Genomic DNA, 24,351 nt, shown 5'->3' with positions numbered 1-24,351 from the left:
TGGCCGGTCTCGTCTGAGGTGCCGGCACGGGGAACGGTCCGTTTGTACGGAGCCCCGCCCCTCCGTCCTAGCTCAGCGCGTCCGGGTGGTTCAGGTTGCGCGCGGAGAACGTGTTGCAGGCCGTGAGATCGCCGGTCTGGTACCCGGTGAGGAACCAGGCCTGGCGTTGCGCAGCGGTGCCGTGCGTGAAGGACTCCGGGTTGGCACGACCGCGGGCGGCCTCCTGGATGCGGTCGTCACCGATGGCTCCGGCGGCCTCGATCGCGTCCGAGAGCTGCGCGCGTGTGATCGGCTGCAGCTGCACCGCACCGCCGGACTCGGTGGCGTGGTGGGCCCACATCCCCGCGTAGCAGTCGGCCTGCAGCTCGGTGCGAACCGCGCCGGAATTGGCGCCACTTGGGTCCTGCTGGGCCCTGCCCAGGGTGCCCTGCAGGTCCTGGATGTGGTGGCCCACCTCGTGCGCCATCACATACTCCTGGGCGAGGGCATCCGCATCCGCGCCGAACTGGGTGCGCATCTCCTCGAAGAAGCCGGTGTCCAGGTAGACGGTCGAGTCCGACGGGCAGTAGAACGGGCCGGTGGCCGAGGACGCCTGGCCGCACGACGTGTTGTCCGTGCCGGTGAACAGCACGACCCCCGGTTCCGTGTACTGCTTCCCCGTGGCCCGGGGAAGGTAGTCGCCCCAGAACTGGTCGAGGGACTGCACCGTGGCCACCATGCGGCAGGAGGTGTCAGTGTTGGCGTCCGCGCCGGTGCGGCAGCGGTCCGCGAGTCCGGAGTCCACCTGCTGGGTCCCGTCGGTGTCCTGGGTGCCACCGCCGGTGAGGGCGTCGATGCCGTCCTGACCGAAGAACAGGCCCGCGATCAGCAGCAGGACCACACCGCCCAGCCCTCCACCCACGGCGATGCCGCGTCCACCACCGCCGCCGGAGCTGACCCGCCCGGAGTTCAGCTGGGAGTTGTCGTTGAAGCTCATGGGGGAAGCATAGGGCCACTGTGCGGGCACCGGGGCGATTGGGCGGGGACGACGCCGTGGCGCGGCTACTCGAGTCCTCTCGCCGCGAGCGCCTCCCCGGTGCGGTGGGCGTAGTCGACTGTGGCGATGACTGCGGGGGTGACCAGCTGCACGGGGTGCGGGCGCACGGTGCGGGCAGCGGCGGCATCGCGCAGGGAGGTGAGGACTCCGAACAGCCAGGGGACCGAGCGGATCATCAGGGACACCGCAAGTCCAATGCGCTCGGGATCCACGCCCGCGAGGCGCAGGGGTGAGCACAGCAGCACGAGCCCGTCGATGAGTCGGGGGAGGGGCGTGGTCGAGATGAGCAGGCGCGTGAGGGTGACCACGGCGAGCAGGGACAGCACGACGTCGGCGGCGCGCGCCGGGCCATTGGCGACGAGGTGGTAGGCCGTCAGCAGGATGACGAGCAGCAGCAGCGGGCGCAGCGAGCGCACCCACCGGCGCACGCCCAGACCGCAGGCGGCAGCGGCCGCCGCCGTGAGTGCGAGGGCACCCAGGGAGACCCGCCAGTCCCGCGCGGTCATGACGACCAGGCATGCTCCAAGAACCAGGAGCGCCTTGAGCCACAGCGGGCAGCGGTGCAGTGGGGACGTGCCGGGAACGTAGGTGCCGAGCAGGTCGTCACCCCGGGGGCGGGCGCGACGTCTCACGCCGCGGTCTTCCCGGGGAAGCCGTTCTCGCACCAGTGCCGGTAGAGGTGCAGCATCCGCTCGGGCGGGCCCTGGTCGATCAGGCGTGCCTCGTGGACGACCGCCACGTGGTCCGCGGAGGCCGCGAGGTCGAGGTCGTGGGTGCTGAGCAGCTGCTGCTGGGGGAGGCCGTCCAGGAGCTGGCGCAGGCGCAGCCGGTTGCGCAGGTCCAGCAGAGTGGTGGGCTCGTCCAGCACGAGCACGCGGGGCTCCACGGCCAGCACGGCGGCCAGGGCAACGAGCTGCCGCTCACCCCCGGAGAGGTCGAAGACGCTGTGGTGCGCGCGGTCCTCGAGGCCCAGCCGCCGCAGCCAGGCCATCGCCTGCTCGGTGCGCTCGGCGCGGTCCCGAACGCCACGCCGGAGGGACAGTTCGATGTCCTCGAGCGGGGTGGGCATGAGGATCTGGGATGCGGGGTCCGTGAAGACGAAGCCCACCAGGGAGCGGGCGTGCCGGGGGAATGCCGCCGGGTCCACATTGCCCGTCCGCACCACTCCCGAGGACGGCGTGACGAGCCCGTTGAACAGCCGCAGCAGCGTGGACTTGCCGGAGCCGTTGAGCCCCACCACCGCGGTGCGCCGTGCGGTGAACTCGCAGTCCACGCCCTCCAGCACGGTCACGGGTCCGCGAGGTCCCTCCACGGTCACGGTCACGTCCGCGCAGTACAGGGACTCCCGGTGCGGGGGCTCCAAGTCCGGGATTTCCCCGTGCGGCGTCTCCCCGCCCGGCTGCTGGGATGGGGCGGCACGCGGCTCGTCAGCCACTCAGAGAACCGCCCCGGCCATGCGGGGGAACGCGCGGTGCACCGCCACGGCGATCAGTGCGGCGACAACCACCTTGACGATGTCCCCGGGGACGAAGGCGAGGTCCGTGACAACGGCCGCCCCGAGTCCGAGCCCCGCGTTGATCATCAGGCCCGCGGTGCCCACCACGTGGGAGAGCACAAGACCGGCGAGGCCCGCGCCGATCAGTTTGACGGTGAGACCCCCGCGCCGTTCCGGAGCCACGGAGGTGGCGCCGTCGCGTCGTCGTACCCGCTCACCGCGCACGCTGCGGTGGGCGAGCGCGCCAACGAGCGCGGCCGCGAACGGGAAGGAGAGCAGGTAGCCGGCGGAGGGTCCGGCCAGCACTGCCGGTCCGCCAACGAATCCGGCAAAGACCGGCACGCCCAGCAGACCCACCACCACGTAGAGCAGCAGCGCCAGGAAACCGCGCCAGCCTCCGAGGATCATGCCCGTGAGGAACACGGCGAGCGTCTGCAGCGTGATGGGCACACCGACGGCACCCACGGGTATCGCCGGCGCCAGCGCCAGCACGCACGTCAGGGCGGCGAACACGGCAATGTTGGCGAGGTCGAAGGACGTGAGGGAGCGGGTTTCCCGCGCGGGAGAAGTCATGGCAGGCAGTCTAGTTGTCGCCTCGCGCGCGGCGGCGCCATGGGGCGGGGACGACGCCGCGGCGCCGATTTGCGGCCCCGGGTAGACTGGGCAGTGCCCCGGATCCACGGGGTTTCTGTCTGCCCCGGGAGGCCCGCACCCCGTGACCGTGTCACGGGCCCGCGCAGCGCACGAGCGCACCGGCCCCGGAAGCAGCCCCGAGCGAGACCGCCCACGAAAGGCCCTGCACCCTTGATCACCGTCACGAACCTCGAACTGCGCGCCGGAGCACGCCTGCTCATGGACGAGGTGAGCTTCCGGGTGGACAAGGGCGACAAGGTGGGCCTGGTGGGCCGCAACGGAGCCGGGAAGACCACCATGACCAAGGTGCTGGCCGGGCTCACGCTGCCCGCCGCCGGCGAGGTCACGCGTTCCGGGTCCATCGGCTACCTGCCGCAGGACCCCAAGGTGGACGACATGGACCAGCTGGCCCGGGACCGCATCCTCTCCGCGCGCAACCTCGCCGGCGTGATCTCCCGGCTGCGCCGCACCGAGGAGGAGATGGCCTCGGAGGACGAGACCGTGCGCGCAAAGGCGATGCGCCGCTACGACCGGCTGGAGTCCGAGTTCCTCGCGGGCGGCGGCTACGCGGCGGAGTCCGAGGCCGCCACGATCACGAACAACCTGAATCTTCCCGGCCGTGTGCTGGACCAGCCGCTGCACACGCTCTCCGGCGGCCAGCGCCGCCGCGTGGAGCTCGCGCGGATCCTGTTCTCGGACGCGGACACCATGCTCCTGGACGAGCCCACCAACCACCTGGACCACGACTCCATCGTGTGGCTGCGCGAGTTCCTGCGCGGCTTCCAGGGCGGGCTGCTGATGATCTCCCACGACGTGGAGCTCATGGAGATGGTCGTGAACAAGGTGCTCTACCTGGACGCCAACCGCTGCGTGGTGGACGTCTACAACATGACGTGGAAGAACTACCTGCAGCAGCGCGAGCAGGACCAGGCCCGGCGAAAGCGCGAGCGCGCGAACGCCGAGAAGAAGGCTGGCGTGCTGATGGACCAGGCCAACAAGATGCGCGCGAAGGCCACCAAGGCCTCCGCCGCCCAGCAGATGATCCGCCGCGCCGAGCGGCTCATGGCGGGCATCGAGGGCGAGCGCGTGCAGGACAAGGTGGCCGCAATCCGCTTCCCCAAGCCGGCGGACTGCGGCAAGACCCCCCTGACCGCACAGGGGCTGTCAAAGTCCTACGGGTCCCTGGAGATCTTCACGGACGTGGACCTCGCGATCGACCGCGGCTCCCGAGTGGTGGTCCTGGGCCTCAACGGCGCAGGCAAGACCACTCTGCTGCGGATGCTCGCCGGGCAGTCCGAGCCGGACACCGGTGAGGTGATCCCCGGCCACGGCCTGAAGCTCGGGTACTTCGCCCAGGAGCACGACACCCTGGACACGGACCGCACCGTGCTGGAGAACATGAAGTCCGCCGCACCGGACCTCGCAGACACCCAGGTCCGCACGATCCTCGGCTCCTTTCTGTTCCAGGGCGACGACGTCGACAAGCCCGCCGGGGTGCTCTCCGGCGGCGAGAAGACGCGCCTGGCGCTGGCCACCCTGGTGGCGTCGTCGGCGAACGTGCTCCTGCTCGACGAGCCCACCAACAACCTTGACCCGGCGTCGCGCCGCGAGATCCTCAACGCGCTACGCACCTACGAGGGCGCCGTGGTCCTGGTCTCCCACGACGAGGGCGCGGTGGAGGCCCTTGAGCCCGAGCGCGTAGTCATGCTCCCGGACGGCGTGGAGGACCTGTGGAGCCAGGAGTACCAGGACCTCATCAGCCTGGCCTGATCCCCGGGGCACCGACGACGCCGCGGGGCCGCGCGGGTGCTCAGTCCCGCGGCGCGGCGTGGCCGTGACAGTGCAACGCGCCGGTCCACCCCGAGGCCGGGGACAGGACTCCGCTCGTCGCCCTGGTGGGGCCGTGGTGGTGCGCGTGTCCGCGGGCGTCAGTCCTCGAAGAGGATGACCTGACGCACCGCGCGGCCGTCCGCGAGCTGGTCGAAACTCTCGTTGATGTCCGCGAGGGCCACCCGCTCGGTGATCAGCTCCTCGATGGGAAGCCTGCCAGCGCGCCACAGGTCCAGGTAGACGGGGATGTCCCGCGACGGCACGGCGGAGCCCAGGTAGGAGCCCACGATGGTCCGCGCCTCGGCGGTGAGTCCGAGCGGGGCGATGGTGGAGCGCGCATCGGGGGAGGGCAGGCCCACGGTGACCGTGGTTCCGCCCGGAGCGGTGGCCGCCACGGCGCTCTCGAAGGCGCGGGGGTGCCCGGCGGCCTCGACGACCACGTCCGCGCGCACACCGTTGTCGGCGAGCTCGTCGGGGGTGTACACGGCAGAGGCGCCCAGCTCCCTGGCCCTCGCGAGCTTCTCGGGGTTGGCGTCCACGCCGATCACGGGGCCCTTCTGCAGGGACAGCGCAGTTAGGAGGGCGGCCATGCCCACTCCGCCGAGCCCCACGACGATGACCGTGTCCCCGTCCGAGGGGCGCCCCGCGTTGAGCACGGCCCCGCCACCCGTGAGCACGGCGCACCCCACCACGGCAGCGATCTCCGGGGGCACGTCGGCACCCACTGGTACCACCGACTGGCGGCTCACCACGGCGTGGGACGCGAAACCGGAGACCCCCAGATGGTGGTGGACGTCCTGCCCGTCGCGGTGCAGCCGCAGGGTGGAGCCGGGCAGCAGCCCGGCGTTGTTGGTCTCGGTGCCCGGGGTGCAGGGCAGCTTCCCGTTGGTGGCGCAGTTGGCGCAGTCCTCGCAGCGCGGCAGGAACACGGTGGTGACCTGGTCCCCGGGGGAGACGTCCGTGACGCCCTCGCCCACCTGCTCCACGACGCCGGACGCCTCGTGGCCGAGCACCATGGGCAGGGGGCGGGGCCGGTTGCCGTCCACCACGGAGAGGTCCGAGTGGCACACCCCGGCCGCCCGGATCCGCACGAGCAGCTCGCCCGGTCCCGGCTCGTCCAGTTCCAGCTCCTGCACGGACAGCGGGCGGGACTCGGCGAACGGCCGGGGCACCCCGATCTCGTCCAGCACGGCAGCTCTGATCTTCACGGCGACTCCTTCGTCACGGGTGGGCCGGCGCGGGCGGGCGGTGCCGCTCCGGGCCGGTTACTGGCGGTGCTGCGTCTCGAGGGCGTCCAGCAGGGCGTCCTCCTCGTACTCGTCCGTGATGCCCGTGGTGGCCCGCGTGCGCTTGGGGCGGTACAGGGACTTCAGGTGCGCGGGCATGTCGTCGGCCATCTGCAGCTGGCGGATCACCAGGTCCTCGTCCATCTCGCCGATGTAGTTGCCCTCGGCGTCGTAGTAGCGGGCGAGCCGGCGCTCGACCTCGGCCGCGTAGGCACGGTCCCACTCCTCGTTCTTCACGTGCTGGCGCGCCGAGTAGCCGTAGGCCACGAACACGAGCACCGCGAATGCGTACCACTGTAGCGAGTAGGACAGGTGCGGGCCATAGGAGACTTCCGGGCGCTCGGGCGCCTGCGGGGTGGCGGCCGCGGCGGGCTCCTCGGAGACGAGCTCACCGTAGCCTCCGGTGGCGAGGTCCCCGCCCCAGCGGGAGGACAGCTCGGGCAAGTCGATCGAGGCCACCTGACCGTCCGGCGCCCCGCGGTCCAGCGCGCCCTCGGAGGGGCGCAGCCTGGCGGTGACCGTCACGGTGCCGCTCGGGGGAGCGGGAACTGTCGAGGGCATTCCGTTCGCGGAGTCGTCCGTGGGGATCCAGCCCCGGTCAACGGCCACCACTGTGCCCTCCGTGGTGCGGAACGGGACGAGCACGTCGTAGCCCACCCGACCGTCGTGGGGCCGGTTGCGCACCAGCACGGTGTCCTGGGCCAGGTAGCTGCCGCGCAGCTGCACGGGGTGCCACGTGCGGGAGTCGTCGTAGTCCTCGAACAGGGGCAGGCCCGTCCCGGAGTTGTACGCGGCGGCGTCGTAGTTCTCAGTGATCTTCGCGTTCTCGGCCACCAGGTGGTCGTTGCGGGACATCTGCCACTGGGCGAGGTACAGGCACAGCGCGGCCGCTACGCACGTGAGGGCGAACCAGCCGAGCCACGTGCTCGAGCGCAGGAACGAGTACTTGCGCATCAGCGACCGCCCTGCGCTGAGGTCGGGTCGGTGCCGGGACCCGGGGAGCCGACGTCGCCGCGCCCTGCGGGTGCTTTGCGCAACCCGGGCGTCTCTCGCGGCCCGAGCGCCGGGGCGTCGTCACGGCCTTCCTCGAACGGCTCCACGGACTTGAGGAAGCCGCGCTGCCCCAGGAAGTCCGCGAGGTGCTCGCGATGCTCGTCGCACGCGAGCCAGGCCTTGCGGCGCTCGGGCGTGTGCACCCGCGGGTTGTTCCACAGCAGGGTCCACCGGGCGGGGGCCTGGCAGCCGCGGCGCGAGCACACCGCACCCGGGGCGGTCTCCGCGGGCCGGGGGCGTGCCGCGTCCGCCGCGGGGCGTTGGGGGTCGAGTGAACCGAGGAGATCGAATTCCACCGTGTGCGTGTCCTCCCGAGGTGACGGTGTGGGGGTCGTGCGGGGCGCTCAGTTGCGGCGCGTGGCCGTGTGGGGCGGGCGGGGCAGCTCCGGGCGGGGGCTGTGGACGGTGTACTCCGCGTCCACCACCACGTTCTCCGGATCCGGTGCCCGTTCGCTCGCCTCCGCGGCGGTGGGCAGCTCGGTGCGCTGCGGCGGGGCGTACGCCGAGCCGGCGCGCTGCGAGCGGTCCGCGCCCTTGTTGGCGAGCATCACCGCGAACCAGGGCAGCAGCGCGGCGCCCAGCAGCAGCACGATGCGCGCCACCAGGTTATCGATGAGCACCATTCCGATGATGCACACCACCCGCAGGCCCATCTGGATGGAGTACACCTTCATGCGCTGGCTCATGTCCGAGGTGTGCGGATCCGCCGCCGTGGTGATGGAGTGCACCTCGGTGGAGCCGTTCGTCTGCGGGTGGGAGCGTGTGATGGTGAACGTCCTTCGGCGAGTTCGTCCGCGGGGCCTGCCCCGGCGCACCCGGAGCAGCCGGGAGCGTGCTGACCATTCTCTCACCGTTGCGGTGCGCCCCCAAGTGCGCGCCACCTGGGAGAGCGTCGCAGGTGAGAGGGCGGTTAGGATGCTGGAGGTTCTGATCCACGGTCGCGGTGGGAGCACGGCGACCACCCGTCCACGGAAGGCTTCCCCATGACCGAACAGACCTCGACCGCGCGCACCGTGCTCGTCACGGGAGGCAACCGCGGCATCGGCCGTGCCATCGCCGAGGCCTTCGTGGCCGCCGGCGACAACGTGGTGGTCACGTCCCGTTCGGGAGGCGACGGTCCCGACGGCGCACACACCGTCCGCGCGGACGTCACCGACTCCGCCTCGGTGGACGCCGCGTTCAAGGAGATCGAGGCGCAGTTCGGCCCCGTGGAGGTCCTCGTGGCCAACGCGGGCGTCACCAAGGACGCGCTGCTCGTGCGCATGAAGGAAGCGGACTTCCAGGACGTGATCGACACCAACCTCACCGGCGCGTTCCGCGTGGTGCAGCGAGCCACCAAGGGGTTCATGCGTCTGAAGCGCGGCCGCGTGGTGTTCATCTCCTCCGTGGTGGGCTACACCGGTGCCCCCGGCCAGGTGAACTACGCCTCGTCCAAGGCCGGGCTGGTGGGCATGGCGCGCGCGATCACCCGGGAGCTCGGCTCCCGCGGTGTCACGGCCAACGTGGTGGCGCCCGGCTACATCGACACCGCCATGACGCAGGAGCTGCCGGAGGAGGTCAAGGAGAACTACCGCTCCATGATCCCCGTGAACCGTTTCGGCCACGCCTCCGAGGTCGCCGCGGCCGTGACGTACTTGGTGTCCGAGGGGGCCGCGTACGTGTCCGGCGCTATCATCCCCGTAGACGGCGGGCTGGGCGTGGGGCACTGACGCCCCTCCCGGTCCACAGAAGTTTCCCCCTCGAAGGAGTAAGCGCATGAGCTCAGTGGCAGGCAAGACCGTGATCATCACCGGATCCTCGCGCGGGGTCGGCGCGGACACTGCAAAGATCCTCGCGGGCGAGGGCGCCAACGTGGTGATCAACTTCCGGCAGAAGGCGCCGCGCGCCAACAAGGTGGTCAAGGAGATCACGGAGGCCGGCGGCCGGGCCGTTGCCGTCCAGGCGGACATCACCGATCCCGAGTCCCGCGCCAACCTGTTCCAGGCGGCCACGGACGAGTTCGGCGGTCTGGACGTGCTGGTCCTCAACGCCTCCGGTGGCATGGAGACGGACCTCGGCGAGGACTACGCGCTGAAGCTCAACAGGGACGCGCAGAACGACGCCCTCACGGACGCCCTCGAACTGCTGCCGCGCGGTGGCCGCGTGGTGTTCGTCACGAGCCACCAGGCGCACTTCATCAACCAGGTGGAGACGATGCCCGAGTACGACGCCGTGGCCCGCTCCAAGCGAGCGGGGGAGGACACTCTCACCGCCCGCGTCCCCGAACTCGCAGAGAAGGGCGTGGACCTCGTGGTTGTCTCCGCGGACATGATCGAGGGCACCGTCACCGCCACCCTGCTCAACCGCGCCCGCCCCGGAGCCCTGGACGAGCGTCGTGAAGCGGCCGGAAAGCTGTACACGGTCAACGAATTCGCGCAGGAGATCGCGAAGATGGTCACCGCGGACGTCGAGAACGGGCACGTGGAGCTCGTGGGCGGCGCCGAGGACTTCCTGGCGAAGGCGGGCAAGTAGCCGCTTGTCGCGTTTCGCCCCCACCCGCGGGCGACGCCGCTCGGCAGGATCTGGGCGCTGTCGCCCGCGCTCGGTTCGAACGGGCCGGGCAACTGTGGTAGGTTTCTTGTCGTTGCCCAGGGCCACGGAGGTTTTCGAGAGAAGACCGAAACGCCCTGCGACACCTGCGCGGGTGGCGGAATAGGCAGACGCGCTAGCTTGAGGTGCTAGTCCTCGTATTAGAGGGTGGGGGTTCAAGTCCCCCCTCGCGCACAGAGCGAAGATCCCGCTCGACCATCACGGTCGGGCGGGATCTTCTCATGTCAGGCCAAGTTCACAGGCCGTTGCCCGTGGCGCCGTGGGCCGCCTGCTCCGGGGTGAACCCGTCGAACTCCAGCTGCTCGATCAACCCCTGCCGGGAGAAGCCCATGAGCGAGACGTAGTCCTCGGCCTTCTTCGCGGCCTGGGCGTTGTAGTCGATCCCAGCCTGGTCCACGGCCGCGGCCGCCTCCTCGGGGCTGAACCCCTCGTAGCCGAGCTGGTCGATCAGGCCTTCCCGCGAGAAGCCCATGAGCGCGACGTAGTCCTGCACCTTGCGGGCCGCGCTGTCCTGGGACACGGAGGTGTTTCCCCTTCCCTGCGCGCTTCCGGCCCTCGCCCCGCCGCCCGAAGTTGAGGACTCCTCGGACGGTTCGCCGGAGCCACCGCCCGTCTCGGCCACGCTCCCTGTGCTCGGTGCTGCCTCCACCGCATCCTGGTCATCCGCACGGAACGCCGTCGCCCCCTCCTCAGGGGCTCCTGCCGCCGGGGCCGGCGGCGCGGTGGACGCGCCCACGGCAGCGGAAGCCTCCTGGTCGAGCGGTGCCGCCGTCGACGCCGCGACACTGTGGGCCGGGGAAGCCTCCGAGGCCCCCGAGGTGCCGGACTGTGCGCAACCGCTCAGGAGCAGCAGCGCCGCAAGGCCCCCGGTGACAACGAGGACGGGCGCGGGGGAGTGAGCCATGTGAGGCCTTTCGCCGGGCGGCACCGGATGGGTGCCAACAATGTTGAACAAGCATAAATTTGCTTTCATACATAATGGCATGGCTCACATGCCCCGCGATGTCCCCACAACGGCCGACCCCGCGCGGGCGGGCCCGGGGTTCGACCCCCCCGGCGGCCACCCCGGCTGCGCGACGCGGCGTCGTCGGGCTCCACTCACGGCGGTCAGGGAGTCGGTCGCGGACACCCGTACGATGGAGGGGAGTTGCCCTGGCCAGTGCCGTATGCGCGTGGTCCCATGTGCCGAGACCTCCCAAAGGTGAGACATGCCGAGCAGACCAGCCACCCCTGTCCCGGACCAGGAGCACGGAAACGAGCCCCACGTTGTGCAGCACCCCGGTCAGGCGGGCGAGCGAGCGCGGCGGGCCGTCGAGTCCGACGGTGCAACCGGGTCGCCCGGGGAGCCGACGGGAACGGGCCGGGCGCGGGCGCCTGGCACGAGCCGGCGTGACGCTGTGCGCCACCGCGGGCTGTGGTGGATCCTCGCGATCGCCCTGGTGCTCGCCTGGTTCGGTGTGATGGGCGTGGGCGGGCCCACGTTCGGCAAGGTCTCTGACGTGGTCTCCAACTCGCAGGCGGCCTTCCTGCCGGTGGACTCGCAGGCCACACAGGTCCAGGACAGGCTGGGAGAGTTCCAGGACACGGACGGGCTGCCCGCCATCATCGTCGTCGAATCGGGAGAGAAGCTCTCGGACGCGCAGCTGGAAGAGATCAAGAACGTCACCGGTTCCCTCGGGGACATCCCGGAGGTCCTGGAGGTCTCCCCGCCCATCGCCTCCGAGGACGGCGAGGCGGCGGAGGTCATCGCCCTGGTGGACTCGGACGCCGAGACCGGGGACGTCGTGAAGGCGATCCGCGACCGCGTGGACGAGGACATGCCCGGCGGGCTGACCGTGGCGGTCTCCGGTCCCGCGGGTCTCGTGGCGGACCTCTCCGAGGCGTTCTCCGGCATCGACGGGCTGCTGCTGCTCGTGGCGCTCGTCGCCGTGCTCGTGATCCTGGTGGTCGTCTACCGCTCGCCGATCGTGCCCTTCCTGGTGCTGCTCACGAGCGTCGCCGCCCTGTGCGGGGCCATCCTCACGGTGTACGCCCTGGCCAAGGCCGGGGTGATCGACCTCAGCGGTCAGACCCAGGGCATTCTCTCCATCATCGTGATCGGCGCGGCCACGGACTACGGCCTGCTCTACACGGCCCGCTTCCGCGAGGCCCTGCACCACACGCCATCGCGCTGGGTGGCCACGCGCGTGGCGTGGAAGGGCACCGTGCCGGCGGTGCTGGCCTCCGGGACCACCGTGATCGCCGGGCTGCTGTGCCTGCTGTTCTCCGCGCTGACCTCCAACCGCGGTGTGGGCCCGGCGACGGCGATCGGCGTGGTCTTCGCCATCCTCGCCGGGCTGACCCTGCTGCCCGCACTGCTCGCGATCTTCGGGCGCGCGGCCCTGTGGCCCAAGGCGCCGCGCGTGGACGAGAACCCCGAGGCGCACGACGAGGCCATGAACCCGTACGAGCACAAGGGCCTGTGGGCGGCCGTGGCTCGACTGGTGGACCGCAAGTCCCGCGCGGTGTGGATCGTGTGCACGATCGTGCTCACCGCCGCGGCCGCCGGTGCCACGCAGCTCGACGCGGGAGGCGTCCCCGAGTCCGAGTTCGTGCTGGGGGAGTCCGAGGCCCGTGACGGGCTGGCCATCATCGACCGCCACTTCCCGGGCGGCACCGGAGATCCGATGTACGTGCTCGCCCCCGAGGGGGAGGCGGAGACCGTGGTCAAGGCCCTGGACGGGGACGACGGCGTCTCCTCCGTCGCCTTCACCGCCAAGGACTCGCCGAGCGGCACGCTGCCGTATCCCACGCCGCAGGCCGGGCCGTTCGCCGGGGTGGAACCCACTCAGAGCAAGGGGGACGTGCTCATCCAGGCCACTCTGACCGACGCCTCCGACTCCGAGGCGGCACAGGCCACCGTTGCACGGCTGCGGGACGCGCTCGCCACTGACGTGCCGGAGGCCAAGATCGGCGGGACCACGGCCGTGCAGGCGGACACCATTGCCGCCTCGGAGCACGACCGCGCACTGATCATCCCCATCATTCTGGCCGTGATCCTGGTGATCCTCATGGTCCTGCTGCGCAGCGTGCTGATGCCGGTGCTGCTCATCGCCACCACGGTGCTCTCGTTCCTCGCTGCACTAGGAGTCGCCACGGGGGTGTTCAGCATCATGGGCATCAACCAGGCGGACCCCACAGTGCCGCTGTTCAGCTTCGTGTTCCTGGTGGCGCTGGGCATCGACTACAACATCTTCCTCATGAGCCGCGTGCGCGAGGAAGTGGTCACGGTGGGTCACCGGGCGGGCGTGCTGGCCGGGCTCATCACCACGGGTGGTGTCATCACGTCCGCGGGCATCGTGCTGGCCGCCACCTTCGCGGCGCTGGCGGTGCTGCCCATCCTGTTCCTGGTGCAGCTGGCGATCATCGTGACCATCGGTGTGCTCATGGACACGATCATCGTGCGGTCGCTTCTGGTCCCGGCCCTCGCGCTGGACATCGGCCCCCGCTCCTGGTGGCCCTCCCGTGCGGGCACGCCCGGACGGCACCGGGCCGTCCCAGCACCTACGGACTGAGCCCGCAGGGGGCCCCGGGCGGCGTCGTCACACGGACGCCCACCCGGGGCCTTCTTTGTGCCCCGTTCGTGCGGGCCGATACACTGCCGCCATGTCCCATCACTGCGCCGTCGTCGCCCTCACCGCCACGCCGGAAGAGGAATCCACCCCCGCGATCCTGGAGCTCGTGGAGGGCACCGGTGCCACGGTGGACTCCCACAACTGGGTGCGGGTGACGGGCAGCGCCTCGGACGAGCAGGCCGCGGACGTGGAGGGCTACAACGCGCTCACGGTGCACGTGCAGACCGAGGACCTGCCCCGGCTGCGGGCCGCGCTGCGCCCCGATCCGCAGTCGCAGCTGCTGCCCGGCATCGACCTCAATGCCCTGGACGCCCACTGGATGGACCACTCGAGGCGCAAGCTCGTGGTCCTCGACGTGGATTCCACCCTGATCCGTCAGGAGGTCATCGAGCTGCTCGCGGCCCACGCCGGGCGTGAGGCGGAAGTCGCCGCCGTCACGGAACGTGCGATGCGCGGTGAGATCGACTTCGTCGAGTCCCTGCGCGATCGCGTCGCGGTGCTCGCGGGGCTGCCCGCCGACGTGGTCCGCGACGTTGCACGCAGCGTCCGGCTCTCGCCCGGTGCCCAGGTGCTCGTGCAGACGCTGCTGCGCGAGGGTCACGCCGTCGCCGCAGTGTCCGGGGGCTTCGTGCAGGTGCTCGAACCGCTCGCCGCCAAGCTGGAGCTGACCCGCTCGGCGGCCAACACCCTGGAGGTCGAGGACGGTTTGCTGACCGGCCGGGTCACCGGGCGCGTGGTCGACCGCACCGCGAAGGCGGAGCTCACCGAGCAGTGGGCGCGCGAACTGGGGGTGGACCCCGAGGACGTCATGGTCGTGGGGGACGGTGCCAACGACATCGACATGGCGCGCCTGGCGGGACTCTCGGTCGCCTACCGCGCCAAGCCAGCACTTCGAGAGGTCGCGGACACCCAGCTGAACATCCCCAACCTGGACGCCCTGCGCTTCTTCATGGACCTCTGAGCTCCGCCCCGCACCCTGGCCGAGACCCGACGTGCGGGTCCGCGGGCGTCGCGCTGTCGTCCCCGCGTCACAGTGCGGCAGACAAGAGGGCACGAAACCAGGGTGCCCAGACCTGAGCGCTAGGGAGCACAGTGCGCCGGACCGCGAACCGACGGGCCGTGGGCACTAGAGTTGCCGTCATGAGTTCAGTTCTGGAATTGGTGGACGTCACGGTGGTCCGCGGTGAGAAGACCCTGCTGGACGCGGTGAACTGGACCGTGCGCGAGGGCGAGCGCTGGGTCATCCTGGGCCCCAACGGGGCGGGCAAGTCCACGCTGCTGTCGATCGCGGCGGCCAGGTTGCACCCCACCAGCGGCATGGTGGACATCCTCGACGAGATCCTCGGCGCGGTGGACGTGTTCGAGCTTCGCCCGCGCATCGGCGTGAGCTCCGCCCCGCTGGCGGGGCAGATCCCGCACGCGGAGACCGTGGCGAACGTGGTGCTGACCGCCGCCTACGGCGTGACCGGGCGGTGGCGCGAGGAGTACGACGAAGCCGACGCGGCGCGCAGCGAGGAGCTGCTGCGGGCGTGGGGGCTCGAGGAGCTGCACGACCGCCGGTACGGGACGCTTTCGGACGGTGAGCGCAAGCGGGTGCTGATCGCCCGTGCGCTGATGACGGACCCGGAGCTGCTGCTGCTGGACGAGCCGGCCGCCGGGCTGGACGTGGGCGGGCGCGAGAAGCTCGTGCAGCGTCTGGACGAGCTCGCGAGGGACGACGCCGCACCGGCCATGGTGATGGTCACCCACCACCTGGAGGAGGTCCCGGACGGCTTCTCGCACGCGCTGCTGCTGCGTGACGGGAAGATCGTGGCCGCAGGCCCCGTGGGGAAGGTCATGACGCAGAAGAACCTCTCCGAGACGTTCGACATGGCCCTGAAGCTCGTCAGGGTGGGCCACCGCTACGCCGCGTTCGCGCGCTGAGCCGCCCGCATGATGCACCTCAGCGCAGCCCTTCCCACCCAGCTGCTCGGCGCCGGGGGCGCCGTGGGCTTCGAGTGGTGGCAGGTGCTGCTTATCCTGGTGGCCGGGCTGTGGGCCGGGACCATCAACACCATCGTGGGCTCGGGAACCCTCGTGACGTTCCCCGTGCTCGTGACCATGGGGGTTCCCCCGGTCACGGCGTCCATGTCCAACGCGATGGGCCTGATCGCGGGCAACCTGACCGGCGCCTGGAGCTACCGCAGCGAGCTGCGCGGGCTCAGGCGCACCCTGCTCAAACTGCTGCCGTGCTCGGTGGCCGGCGGGGTGATCGGCGCCGTGCTGCTGCTGCACCTGCCCGAAGAGGTCTTCGAGGTCGTCGCGCCCGCGCTGATCGTGGTGGCCCTGCTGTTCGTGGTGTTCCAGCCGCGGCTGCAGGCAGTGGTGCGTGCCCGCAAGGAGCGCCAGGCGAGCACCCCGGGTGCCGCTCCGGGCGCATCGGGGCACGACGCCGCTGTCCCCGCCGAGGGGGGCACGGCGTCGTCGTCCGCGCAGCCCGACGGCGCGCGGCAGCCCGCGATCCTGTACGTGCTCGTGTTCCTGGCCGGGATCTACGGCGGGTACTTCGTGGCGGCGCAGGGCGTGCTGCTCGTGGGCATCCTGGGGGTGTTCCTGCTGGCGCCGCTGCAGTCCGCGAACGCCGTGAAGAACGCGCTCGTGGCCGCGGTGAACATCGTGGCCGCCGTGTCCTACGTGCTGCTCGCGTTCGAGCGCATCAACTGGTGGGTCGTGCTGCTCATCGCCGTGAGCTCCACCGTGGGCTCGTGGCTGGGGGCGAAGATCGGCAAGCGGATGTCCCCGGTGGTGCTGCGCAGCGTGATCGTGGTCCTGGGGCTGGTGGCACTGGCGAACATGGTGTCCAGGCTGCTCTGACGCGAGCACACGCGCACGTGCGCGCGCCCGAACGCGCCGCGCTGGCCCGTCCGTGGCCCTCCCGGACACCGCGCACCGCCCGGGCGCATGCAGGGCACGCACCGGAACGAACCCCGACCCCGACGACCCAGGAAGTCCCGTGACCTCACCTGCACCCCTGTCCGAGCGCATCGTGGAACTGAGCGATCCCGCCGATCCCCGCGTGGCCGACTACACGAGCCTCACGGACGTGTCCCTGCGCCGGAAGCTGGAGCCCGAGCGCGGGCTGTACCTCGCGGAGTCCTCCAAGGTGCTGCGCCGCGCGCTCGACGCCGGGCACCGGCCTCGGTCCTTCTTCATGGCCGAGAAGTGGCTGGACGGCCTCCGTGACGTGCTCGAGGCCCACGACGTGCCCGTGTACGTGGGCGCGGACGAGGTGCTGGAGCAGATCACCGGCTTCCACCTGCACCGGGGCGCCATGGCGGCCATGCACCGGCCCGAGCCGCTGCCCCTGGAGTCGGTGCTGGCCTCGGCGCGGCGCGTGGCCATCCTGGAGGACATCGTGGACCACACGAACGTTGGTGCTCTAATTCGTTCTGCCGCAGCGATGGGCGTCGATGCGGTCCTCGTGACCCCTCGTTGCGCTGACCCCTTGTACCGGCGAGCGATCCGAGTGTCGATGGGTACGGTCTTCCAAGTGCCGTGGACAAGAATCGATCCTTGGCCAGAGAGCATCGACACCCTCCAGGATGCAGGGTTCGTCGTTGCGGGCATGACTCTAGGCGAGGGCGCGATCACTTTGGACGAGCTGGTCGCTGAAGATTATGAGAAGCTCGCTCTCGTCTTCGGCTCCGAGGGTCCTGGGCTGACTCAAGCGACTGAGCAGCGGCTCGACAGAAGAGTCACGATCCCGATGATGGGCGGAGTTGACTCGTTAAACGTCGCGGCGGCCTCGGCACTCGCGCTCTATGCGACGAGGTTGCGCCACAAGAGGTAGCGTCACTGTCCAGAGGTGGTCGAGTCAGTCCGTTTTCACCGGCGCGAGTATCGTGGTGGCGAGTGTGACCTGCGCCACTAGGGCCTTTGCCCTGGTGCACTGCTGCCGACCGACTGTACTGAAGCCGGCACTCTGGTGGTGAGCTTGGAGTCCGAGCATCAAGTCAATTGAAATCCGGTCAAGCAAGTGGGGTCATCTGCGCGGGTCGATATATCCTGCTTTGCGGTGCGGCCTTCGGCTGAGACTGTGAGCGACGCGTCAATTCCGCGTGGCAGCCAGATCCCCACGAATCCGTTGTCGTAAGTCGTCAGCGTTTCATCGAGGATGGTCCCCCCAGACGTCGCCTCGACCACGGTAACGTCGACGTCAGTATTGGCGAGCTCGCCGCGACAAGTTGTGAGGCTGTGGAAGTAGCATTCGTGAGTCTGCCCGCGATAGGGAGCGATAGAGACGTAAAATTCGTCCTTTGGCATCGGCAGAGTGGTCTGCTTGTTCTGATCGTCGGTCAGGACCAACTGTTCGGGTTCAATCGAAGCGATGAGTTCAGACGAGCGATCTGACACCTTCGTTGTGTCGAGGCGCTTGATGATGTCCCGTGCATTCAGGCCGTCCAGATCGTGCTCGGCCACCAATGAGTGATCGGACCCTGCGTCGACGGACGGTTCCGCATCAGCACAGCCGCTGAGCAGGAGGACGGCGCTGGTCGCCAGCGCGGTTATGGTCGCGCAGAGTCTCAGGCGGCTCCTGGAGGGGTGGATCGGAGTAACAATGGCAAGGGGCATGCCCAACTCTTTTCTCAGGTGAAAATGTTCATATCGACCGATTCGACCTCAGGCGGCCCGATTTCGTCGGGGGCCGAGGGCCAGACGAGGGGCAGCCCACGCCAGCCCGGAGACGTCGAAAGCATAGTCTTGGTCTGGGGTGCAACAGCCTGGGAGGCGTCTGGTGTCAACCGAAATCAGATGGTGTCAGGAGCGCACGAGTCGGTTGATGGCATCGGAGGCTTCCTGGATCTTGGCGATGGCCGCGTCCTCATCGCCTTGCTTGGCGGCGTCGAGCACGCAGTGCTTGAGGTGGTCATCGAGCAGGCCGGTCGCGACCCCCTGCAGTGCCCGGGTGAGCGCGGAGACCTGAGTGAGGATGTCGATGCAGTACTTCTCGTCATCGATCATCTTCGCGATGCCGCGCGCCTGGCCTTCGATGCGCTTCATGCGGCTGCGGTAGCGGGCCTTGTCGCTGATGTAGCCGTGCTGGTGGGTCTCGGTGTCGCCGCCGGTGTCATTGGTGGCCGTGTCGGTGGTCATGAAGGTGTCCTTCATTTCTGACGCTCCAGGACGGAACGAGTGCTTGCATCTGGGGTGAGGTCGATGCGACGCAGCAACTGGGCGTTGAGGGCGACGACGACGGTGGAGATCGACATCAGGATCGCGCCAACCGACATCGGCATGACAAAGCCGACGGGTGCGAGAACACCGGCCGCGAGCGGCACAGAGAGCAGGTTGTACCCGGCAGCCCACCACAGGTTCTGCTTCATTTTACGGTATGCGGCACGGGAGAGTTGGATAACCGAGAGCACGCTGCGCGGGTCGGAACTGGCGAGGATGACCCCTGCTGAGGCGATGGCGACGTCGGTGCCCGCGCCGATGGCGATGCCGATGTCGGACTGCGCCAGCGCCGGAGCGTCGTTGACGCCGTCACCAACCATGGCGACCTTCTTGCCTTCCTTCTGCAGCTGGTCGACCTTGGCGGACTTGTCCTCGGGGCGGACGCCGGCGAAGACGCGGTCGATGCCGAGCTCTCTTCCCACCTCGTTCGCCACGGCCTCGGCGTCGCCGGTGATCATGACGACCTCGACGCCGAGCTCATGAAGCGCGTCGACGGCGTCGCGGGACTCTGGCCGGACCTCGTCGGCAAGCTTGAGCCCGCCGATCACAGTATTGTCGCGGAGGACGTGCAGGATGATCGCGCCCTCGGCCCGCCAGCCGTCGGCGGCATCGACCTCGGACTGCCCGGTCTCCTCGAGCAGTCGGGGGCCTCCGACGCGGATCTCCTGGCCGGCCACGGTCGCGGTGACCCCCACTGCCGGCGAGGACGAGAATCCACTGGCTGGTTCGACGGTCAGGCTCTTGTCTTTGGCGGCAGCGACGATGGCCTGGGCGAGCGGGTGCTCGCTGTCGGCCTCGGCGGCAGCGGCTAGGGCGAGTACCTGGTCGGCGTCCAGGTCGCCGGTCGGTTCGACGCCGGTGACGGTGGGCTCGCCCTTGGTCAGGGTGCCTGTCTTGTCGAAGAGCACTGCGTCGACCTGGCGCATGGACTCCAGCGCGAGGCGGTCCTTGACCAGGACGCCGCCGCGGGCGGCGCGCTCGGTGGCGATGGACACGACCAGAGGGATCGCCAGACCGAGCGCGTGCGGGCAGGCGATGACGAGCACGGTGATGGTGCGGATGACGGCATCGTCGGGCAGCCCGAAGAGGGTCCAGGCGACGGCAGTGATCAGAGCGGCCCCGAGGGCGAACCAGAACAGCAAGGCAGCCGCCTTGTCGGCGATGCGCTGGGCGCGGGACGAAGACCCCTGCGCCTCAGCGACGAGCCTGTTGATGCCCGCAAGCGCCGTGTCGTCGCCCGTGGCGGTGATCTCCACGCGCAGGCCGGAGTCGGTGGCGACGGTGCCGGCGGTGACGTTCTCGCCCTCGCCGCGGGCGACGGGGCGTGACTCGCCGGTGATCATGGACTCGTCCATGTCGGCGCGGCCGTCGACGACGATGCCGTCGGCGGGGACGCTGCCACCGGGGCGGACGATCACGACGTCGCCGACACGCAGGTCGGCCGGGTCGACCTTGACGACATCGTCGCCCTCGACCCGCTCGGCCTCATCGGGCAGCAGCGCGGCCAGGGAGTCGAGCGCCGAAGTGGTCTGGGCCAGGGAGCGCATCTCGATCCAATGGCCCAGCAGCATGATGACGATCAGCAACGCCAGCTCCCACCAGAACTCGAGCTCGTGATGGACGAGCCCGAGAGTGGCGGCCCAGGAGGCGAGGAAAGCGACGGTGATCCCGAGCGCGATGAGCAGCATCATCCCGGGCTGGCGGCTCTTCAGCTCGCTGACGGCACCTGTGAGGAATGGAGTGCCGCCCCAGGCGTACATGACGGTGCCGAGCACTGCGGCGACCCAGCCCGCCCAGCCGGGCACCGAGTAGCCCAGCAGCATGGCGAACATGGGAGAGAACGCGACCACCGGGATGGCGATGACGAGGTTGATCCAGAACAGCCGCCGGAACTGGCCCACATGGTCCCCATGCCCGGCATGACCACCGTGACCAGCATGTTCACCGTGATCGCGGTGGTCCATGCCGTGTCCCTCATGCTCTGCGTGTGCACCGGCCGCGTGGGCATGGTCCGGCGTCGCGGCGGCGTGGTGGTCGCCATGCGCCTTCTCGGCAGTGTCGACGCGGTGGTGCTGATGTTCGTTCGGATCTGTCATCGTCTTGCTCCCCTCGTGCGGCCGGCTCAGGAGGCCGGCTGGATCTCGCTCTCGACGACCCACTTGTGGTTCGTCATGGTCATGCCGTCGGACTCGTAGTCGACCATGTAGACGGTCTCGTCGGTGGAGGAGGCGATGGTCGCCTTCGCGCCCTTCATGCCTTCCATGTGCTCGGCCTCCAAGGTGGCCTCAGTGCCGTCGGCCAGACGCTGATCACCAGCGTCCTTGATCTCCTCCTGCACGACCCACTTGTGGTCCTTGATCGGATCCCCGCCAGTGGTGGGCGTGAAGTTCACCGCGTAGGTGTAGGTGTCGAACGCGCCGACGATCGTGGCGTTTGCGCCGCCCATGCCCTCCATGTGGTCGGCGGTGAGCGTGACCTCGGTGCCGACCGGGTACTTCGGCGACGCGGCCTTCTCGATGCCGGCGGGGGCGGGACCACCGTCCATCGGGTGCTCCATCCCGCCGCCGTCGCTGCTGCCACTGCTTCCGTGGCCCTCGTGCTGACTGGTCGACGAGGGCGTCGCCTGTTCCTGGTCTCCGCCAGTGCTGCAGCCGGTGAGCACGAGTGCTCCGCCGAGGACTCCTGCGGCGACGGTGGTCATGAGGCGTTTACGCATAAAATCTCCAATTCATTAGTCTGACCCCATCGAGAACATACCCCTAAGGGGTATAAGTCAAGAGGTCGATCGACGGGCGTGGAACCGATTAGCTTCGATCTCGAGACCCAGGGCGGCAGTGGTGATGCTGCAGTCCCGGTGCGCCTGTGGATCAAGCCATGTTGGCGGCGTACTTGGCGGGGTCGGAGTCGAAGGTCGGTCCGCAGCCGGGGCAGCAGAGCCAGTAGCGCTGCCCGTCGTAGTCGCGGAAGAGGCCCTTTTCTTCTGCTGCTTTTTTACTGACAGGGTTGCCGACCATGACGGGGCAGGTGGTCATGTCGTCGCCGCCTTCGACGATTAGGTTCTCGCGATGGCCGGCCTCGACCTCGGGGCTTCCCTGGCTGGCCGTGCCGCAGCAGCTGGAGTCGGTGCTGACAGCTGCCTCGTCGGCGGATGCTGCGGGTGCAGGGGAGGTGCTGCAGCAGCTGGTGGGTGTCTGGTGTTCGTTGCTCATTCTCGGTCAATGCCTTTCGTGTGTTCGTGTGTTCGTGTGGCTGAGATGGGTTCTGCGGCGTCACTGTTTGGCGACACTGCGGAACCCGCGCAGGCGGAGGCTGTTGCCAACGACGAAGACGGATGAGAACGCCATCGCCGCGCCTGCGAGCATGGGATTGAGCATGCCCAGCGCTGCGACAGGGATGGCCGCGACGTTGTAGGCGAAGGCCCAGAACAGGTTGGACTTGATTGTGCCCAGTGTTTTGCGGGAGAGCCGGATCGCGTCCACCGCGGCCCGCAGGTCCCCGCGCACGAGGGTGATGTCGGAGGCCTCGATGGCGACGTCGGTGCCGGTGCCCATCGCCAGGCCCAGGTCGGCCTGGGACAGTGCTGGGGCGTCGTTGACGCCGTCGCCGACCATCGCGACGACCTTGCCCTCGCCCTGGAGTCCGGTGACGACGTCGACCTTGTCCTTGGGCAGGACCTCGGCGATGACCTTCTCGATGCCGACCTCGGCGGCGATCCGACGGGCCACGGCCTCGTTGTCGCCGGTGAGCAGGACCGGAGTGAGACCCAGGTCCTTCAGGCCTTGGATCGCCTCGGCGCTGGTGGGCTTGACAGTGTCGGCGACGACGAGGATCCCGCGGGCCTGTCCGTCCCAGCCGACGGCGACGACGGTCTTACCTTCGTCCTCGGCCGCGGCCTTGGCGGCTGCGACATCGGAGGAGAGGTGCTGTGACCATTCGGCCAGCAGGGACTCTCGGCCGACGAGCGCGCCGCGGCCGTCGACGACGCCCTGGACGCCTTTGCCCTCGATGTTGGCGAAGTCCTCCGGTGTCGGCAGCTGCCCGACCTCCACGGCCGCGCCCTTGGCGATGGCCTGGGCGATCGGGTGCTCGGAGGCGTCTTCCAAAGCGCCGGCGAGGCGAAGCAGCTCGGTGCGGTCAGTGTCCGGCTCGGTGATTGCGTCGACCAGGGTCATCTTGCCGGTGGTGACGGTGCCGGTCTTGTCGAGGACGACGGTGTCGACCTTGCGCGTGGATTCGAGGACTTCGGGGCCCTTGATGAGGACGCCCATCTGTGCGCCGCGGCCGGTCCCGACCAGCAGTGCTGTCGGGGTGGCCAGGCCGAGGGCGCAGGGGCAGGCGATGACGAGGACTGCCACGGCTGCGGTGAAGGCGGCGGAGATGCCGGGTCCGAAGATCAGCCATGCGCCGAGCGTGACGAGGGCGATGGCGATGACGATCGGTACGAAGATGCCGGAGATCCGGTCGGCCAGGCGCTGGGCGGCGGCCTTGCCGGACTGGGCATCCTCCACCAGCTTGGCCATCTGTGCCAGCTGCGTATCCGAACCGACCCGGGTCGCCCGCACGACAAGACGCCCGCCAGCGTTGACCGTGGCCCCAGCCACCGCGTCGCCGGCGACGACCTCGACGGGAACGGACTCGCCGGTGAGCATGGATGCGTCCACGGCCGAGGTGCCGGTCATGACAGTGCCGTCGGTGGCGATCTTCTCGCCGGGGCGGACGACGAACTCGTCACCGACGGCCAACTCTCCGGTCGGGATCTTAGTCTCGACGCCGTCGCGCAGGACGGAGACCTCTTTCGCCCCGAGGTCGAGCAGGGCGCGCAGTGCGGCACCGGCCTGTCGCTTGGAGCGCTTCTCGAAGTAGCGGCCGGCGAGGATGAACATCGTCACACCCGCGGCGGCCTCGAGGTAGATGTTGCCCGCGCCGTCGGACGGCGCGATGGTGAACTCGAAGGGATGCGTCATCCCCGGCATGCCGGCGTGGCCGAGGAACAATGCATAGAGCGACCACAGGAACGCCGCGCTCGTGCCCATCGAGACGAGGGTGTCCATCGTGGCTGTGCCGTGCTTGAGGTTGGTCCATGCGGCCTTGTGGAACGGCCACCCCGCCCAGACGATCACCGGCGCGGCCAGAGCCAGCGAAGCCCACTGCCAGTAGGTGAACTGCAGGACCGGAACCATGGCCATCGCGATTACCGGGACGGTGAGCACGATCGACCCGATCAGCCTCTGCTTCAGCGAGGTCAGTTCGGGGTCATCGGCTGGGTCCTGATCGTTGCCTTCGGAGTCCGTCGTCGCAGCTTCGGGCCGGGGCAGGGCGGCGGTGTAGCCGGTCTTTTCGACCTCCGCGACCAGAAGGGCCGGGTCATAGCCGGCGGGCACGGTGACCTTGGCCTTTTCGGTGGCGTAGTTGACGCTCGCGGTGACGCCGTCGAGCTTGTTGAGCTTGCGCTCGATCCTGTTCGCGCAGGAGGCGCAGGTCATCCCACCGACCTCCAGCTCGATGCCGCTGTCCGCACTCAGTGGCGCTGGTGCGCTCATGTCACTTCCTTCTCTCTGCTCTGCCGCGGCCATGCAGTGCCGTGGGCCGCGAGGCTGGCCG

The 24,351-nt window shown here is 69.6% G+C and carries 23 protein-coding genes and 1 tRNA gene; 9 read left to right on the top strand and 15 right to left on the bottom strand.

Annotation, left to right across the window (positions count from 1 at the left end; translation table 11 throughout):
* Window positions 1-67: 67 nt before the first annotated feature.
* The 4 genes from ypfJ to B3G12_RS06585 form a co-directional block, all read right to left on the bottom strand.
* Window positions 68-976 carry a KPN_02809 family neutral zinc metallopeptidase gene (gene ypfJ / locus B3G12_RS06600; protein ID WP_290499763.1) on the bottom strand — a complete coding sequence of 303 codons (909 nt, stop codon included), beginning with the start codon at window positions 974-976 and terminating at the stop codon, window positions 68-70.
* A 65-nt stretch (window positions 977-1,041) separates the two neighbouring features.
* Window positions 1,042-1,668: an energy-coupling factor transporter transmembrane component T family protein gene (locus B3G12_RS06595; protein WP_260983361.1), complete on the bottom strand. Its 627-nt coding sequence runs from the start codon at window positions 1,666-1,668 to the stop codon at window positions 1,042-1,044.
* Entirely contained in the window at window positions 1,665-2,399 is a 735-nt protein-coding gene (locus tag B3G12_RS06590) for an energy-coupling factor ABC transporter ATP-binding protein (protein WP_145010271.1), read from the bottom strand. The genes B3G12_RS06595 and B3G12_RS06590 overlap by 4 nt, the downstream gene beginning before the upstream one ends.
* Window positions 2,400-2,471: 72 nt before the next feature.
* Window positions 2,472-3,104: a biotin transporter BioY gene (locus tag B3G12_RS06585; protein ID WP_055086228.1), complete on the bottom strand. Its 633-nt coding sequence runs from the start codon at window positions 3,102-3,104 to the stop codon at window positions 2,472-2,474.
* A 231-nt stretch (window positions 3,105-3,335) separates the two neighbouring features.
* Here B3G12_RS06585 and abc-f point away from each other — a divergent pair, with 231 nt between their 5' ends.
* Entirely contained in the window at window positions 3,336-4,934 is a 1,599-nt protein-coding gene (gene abc-f, locus B3G12_RS06580) for a ribosomal protection-like ABC-F family protein (protein WP_055086230.1), read from the top strand.
* 158 nt (window positions 4,935-5,092) lie between these two features.
* On the opposite strand, the gene B3G12_RS06575 is transcribed toward abc-f, so the two are convergent.
* The 4 genes from B3G12_RS06575 to B3G12_RS06560 are packed head-to-tail and all read right to left on the bottom strand — an operon-like array spanning window position 5,093 to window position 8,061.
* Window positions 5,093-6,202 (bottom strand): alcohol dehydrogenase catalytic domain-containing protein, encoded by a 1,110-nt coding sequence (locus B3G12_RS06575; RefSeq protein ID WP_094394000.1) that lies wholly within the window; start codon window positions 6,200-6,202, stop codon window positions 5,093-5,095.
* A 57-nt stretch (window positions 6,203-6,259) separates the two neighbouring features.
* Window positions 6,260-7,234 carry an SURF1 family protein gene (locus tag B3G12_RS06570; RefSeq protein ID WP_145009168.1) on the bottom strand — a complete coding sequence of 325 codons (975 nt, stop codon included), beginning with the start codon at window positions 7,232-7,234 and terminating at the stop codon, window positions 6,260-6,262.
* Window positions 7,234-7,629: a hypothetical protein gene (locus tag B3G12_RS06565; protein WP_290499795.1), complete on the bottom strand. Its 396-nt coding sequence runs from the start codon at window positions 7,627-7,629 to the stop codon at window positions 7,234-7,236. Before B3G12_RS06565 ends, B3G12_RS06570 begins: the two co-directional genes overlap by 1 nt.
* Window positions 7,630-7,677: 48 nt before the next feature.
* Window positions 7,678-8,061, bottom strand: coding sequence for a DUF3099 domain-containing protein (locus B3G12_RS06560; RefSeq protein ID WP_238693913.1), 384 nt, complete (start codon window positions 8,059-8,061; stop codon window positions 7,678-7,680).
* Between the two features lie 255 nt (window positions 8,062-8,316).
* Between B3G12_RS06560 and fabG the strand changes: the two genes are divergently transcribed.
* From fabG to B3G12_RS06545, 3 genes are all read left to right on the top strand, one after another.
* Window positions 8,317-9,042, top strand: a complete 726-nt coding sequence (gene fabG, locus B3G12_RS06555; protein WP_094393993.1) for a 3-oxoacyl-ACP reductase FabG — start codon at window positions 8,317-8,319, stop codon at window positions 9,040-9,042.
* Between the two features lie 46 nt (window positions 9,043-9,088).
* Window positions 9,089-9,844: an SDR family oxidoreductase gene (locus B3G12_RS06550; RefSeq protein ID WP_144942670.1), complete on the top strand. Its 756-nt coding sequence runs from the start codon at window positions 9,089-9,091 to the stop codon at window positions 9,842-9,844.
* A 166-nt stretch (window positions 9,845-10,010) separates the two neighbouring features.
* A tRNA-Leu gene (locus B3G12_RS06545) sits at window positions 10,011-10,096 on the top strand.
* 61 nt (window positions 10,097-10,157) lie between these two features.
* Here the strand turns inward: B3G12_RS06545 and B3G12_RS06540 are convergent.
* Window positions 10,158-10,826 carry an Ltp family lipoprotein gene (locus B3G12_RS06540; protein WP_290499762.1) on the bottom strand — a complete coding sequence of 223 codons (669 nt, stop codon included), beginning with the start codon at window positions 10,824-10,826 and terminating at the stop codon, window positions 10,158-10,160.
* Window positions 10,827-11,130: 304 nt separating this feature from the next.
* Between B3G12_RS06540 and B3G12_RS06535 the strand changes: the two genes are divergently transcribed.
* From B3G12_RS06535 to B3G12_RS06515, 5 genes are all read left to right on the top strand, one after another.
* Window positions 11,131-13,476, top strand: a complete 2,346-nt coding sequence (locus B3G12_RS06535; protein WP_290499761.1) for an MMPL family transporter — start codon at window positions 11,131-11,133, stop codon at window positions 13,474-13,476.
* A gap of 91 nt (window positions 13,477-13,567) precedes the next feature.
* Window positions 13,568-14,497 (top strand): phosphoserine phosphatase SerB, encoded by a 930-nt coding sequence (gene serB, locus B3G12_RS06530; protein ID WP_290499760.1) that lies wholly within the window; start codon window positions 13,568-13,570, stop codon window positions 14,495-14,497.
* 179 nt (window positions 14,498-14,676) lie between these two features.
* Entirely contained in the window at window positions 14,677-15,459 is a 783-nt protein-coding gene (locus B3G12_RS06525; protein ID WP_290499759.1) for an ABC transporter ATP-binding protein, read from the top strand.
* 9 nt (window positions 15,460-15,468) lie between these two features.
* On the top strand, window positions 15,469-16,389 hold the full coding sequence (locus B3G12_RS06520) for a sulfite exporter TauE/SafE family protein (RefSeq protein WP_290499758.1): 921 nt from the start codon (window positions 15,469-15,471) through the stop codon (window positions 16,387-16,389).
* A 139-nt stretch (window positions 16,390-16,528) separates the two neighbouring features.
* Window positions 16,529-17,365: a TrmH family RNA methyltransferase gene (locus tag B3G12_RS06515; protein WP_290499757.1), complete on the top strand. Its 837-nt coding sequence runs from the start codon at window positions 16,529-16,531 to the stop codon at window positions 17,363-17,365.
* A 158-nt stretch (window positions 17,366-17,523) separates the two neighbouring features.
* Here the strand turns inward: B3G12_RS06515 and B3G12_RS06510 are convergent, their stop codons facing one another.
* From B3G12_RS06510 to B3G12_RS06485, 6 genes are all read right to left on the bottom strand, one after another.
* Window positions 17,524-18,147 carry a CueP family metal-binding protein gene (locus tag B3G12_RS06510; protein ID WP_200570745.1) on the bottom strand — a complete coding sequence of 208 codons (624 nt, stop codon included), beginning with the start codon at window positions 18,145-18,147 and terminating at the stop codon, window positions 17,524-17,526.
* A gap of 186 nt (window positions 18,148-18,333) precedes the next feature.
* Window positions 18,334-18,669 carry a metal-sensitive transcriptional regulator gene (locus B3G12_RS06505; RefSeq protein WP_229577523.1) on the bottom strand — a complete coding sequence of 112 codons (336 nt, stop codon included), beginning with the start codon at window positions 18,667-18,669 and terminating at the stop codon, window positions 18,334-18,336.
* 11 nt (window positions 18,670-18,680) lie between these two features.
* A complete protein-coding gene (locus B3G12_RS06500; RefSeq protein ID WP_414672730.1) occupies window positions 18,681-20,846 on the bottom strand; it encodes a heavy metal translocating P-type ATPase in 2,166 nt (721 codons plus the stop codon).
* 26 nt (window positions 20,847-20,872) lie between these two features.
* Window positions 20,873-21,466 (bottom strand): YdhK family protein, encoded by a 594-nt coding sequence (locus B3G12_RS06495; protein WP_290499756.1) that lies wholly within the window; start codon window positions 21,464-21,466, stop codon window positions 20,873-20,875.
* Between the two features lie 151 nt (window positions 21,467-21,617).
* Window positions 21,618-21,959: a hypothetical protein gene (locus tag B3G12_RS12390; protein WP_349678118.1), complete on the bottom strand. Its 342-nt coding sequence runs from the start codon at window positions 21,957-21,959 to the stop codon at window positions 21,618-21,620.
* 60 nt (window positions 21,960-22,019) lie between these two features.
* Window positions 22,020-24,290, bottom strand: a complete 2,271-nt coding sequence (locus tag B3G12_RS06485; protein ID WP_290499755.1) for a heavy metal translocating P-type ATPase — start codon at window positions 24,288-24,290, stop codon at window positions 22,020-22,022.
* Window positions 24,291-24,351 lie beyond the last annotated feature (61 nt).

This window comes from Kocuria sp. UBA5001, from assembly GCF_002398425.1.
Taxonomy (GTDB): Bacteria; Actinomycetota; Actinomycetes; order Actinomycetales; family Micrococcaceae; genus Kocuria; species Kocuria salsicia.
This window is presented reverse-complemented; position numbering and strand designations above follow the sequence as displayed.

What these genes read in the sequence shown, in the direction of transcription:
- serB (WP_290499760.1), top strand. Translation starts at nt 13,568, where the DNA reads ATGTCCCATCACTGCGCCGTCGTCGCCCTCACCGCCACGCCGGAAGAG.
- B3G12_RS06510 (WP_200570745.1), bottom strand. Translation starts at nt 18,147, where the DNA reads ATGCCCCTTGCCATTGTTACTCCGATCCACCCCTCCAGGAGCCGCCTG.
- B3G12_RS06525 (WP_290499759.1), top strand. Translation starts at nt 14,677, where the DNA reads ATGAGTTCAGTTCTGGAATTGGTGGACGTCACGGTGGTCCGCGGTGAG.
- B3G12_RS06495 (WP_290499756.1), bottom strand. Translation starts at nt 21,466, where the DNA reads ATGCGTAAACGCCTCATGACCACCGTCGCCGCAGGAGTCCTCGGCGGA.
- B3G12_RS06535 (WP_290499761.1), top strand. Translation starts at nt 11,131, where the DNA reads ATGCCGAGCAGACCAGCCACCCCTGTCCCGGACCAGGAGCACGGAAAC.
- B3G12_RS06520 (WP_290499758.1), top strand. Translation starts at nt 15,469, where the DNA reads ATGATGCACCTCAGCGCAGCCCTTCCCACCCAGCTGCTCGGCGCCGGG.
- B3G12_RS06500 (WP_414672730.1), bottom strand. Translation starts at nt 20,846, where the DNA reads ATGACAGATCCGAACGAACATCAGCACCACCGCGTCGACACTGCCGAG.
- B3G12_RS06540 (WP_290499762.1), bottom strand. Translation starts at nt 10,826, where the DNA reads ATGGCTCACTCCCCCGCGCCCGTCCTCGTTGTCACCGGGGGCCTTGCG.
- B3G12_RS06570 (WP_145009168.1), bottom strand. Translation starts at nt 7,234, where the DNA reads ATGCGCAAGTACTCGTTCCTGCGCTCGAGCACGTGGCTCGGCTGGTTC.
- B3G12_RS06585 (WP_055086228.1), bottom strand. Translation starts at nt 3,104, where the DNA reads ATGACTTCTCCCGCGCGGGAAACCCGCTCCCTCACGTCCTTCGACCTC.
- ypfJ (WP_290499763.1), bottom strand. Translation starts at nt 976, where the DNA reads ATGAGCTTCAACGACAACTCCCAGCTGAACTCCGGGCGGGTCAGCTCC.
- B3G12_RS06505 (WP_229577523.1), bottom strand. Translation starts at nt 18,669, where the DNA reads ATGACCACCGACACGGCCACCAATGACACCGGCGGCGACACCGAGACC.
- B3G12_RS12390 (WP_349678118.1), bottom strand. Translation starts at nt 21,959, where the DNA reads ATGAGCAACGAACACCAGACACCCACCAGCTGCTGCAGCACCTCCCCT.
- B3G12_RS06485 (WP_290499755.1), bottom strand. Translation starts at nt 24,290, where the DNA reads ATGAGCGCACCAGCGCCACTGAGTGCGGACAGCGGCATCGAGCTGGAG.
- B3G12_RS06550 (WP_144942670.1), top strand. Translation starts at nt 9,089, where the DNA reads ATGAGCTCAGTGGCAGGCAAGACCGTGATCATCACCGGATCCTCGCGC.
- fabG (WP_094393993.1), top strand. Translation starts at nt 8,317, where the DNA reads ATGACCGAACAGACCTCGACCGCGCGCACCGTGCTCGTCACGGGAGGC.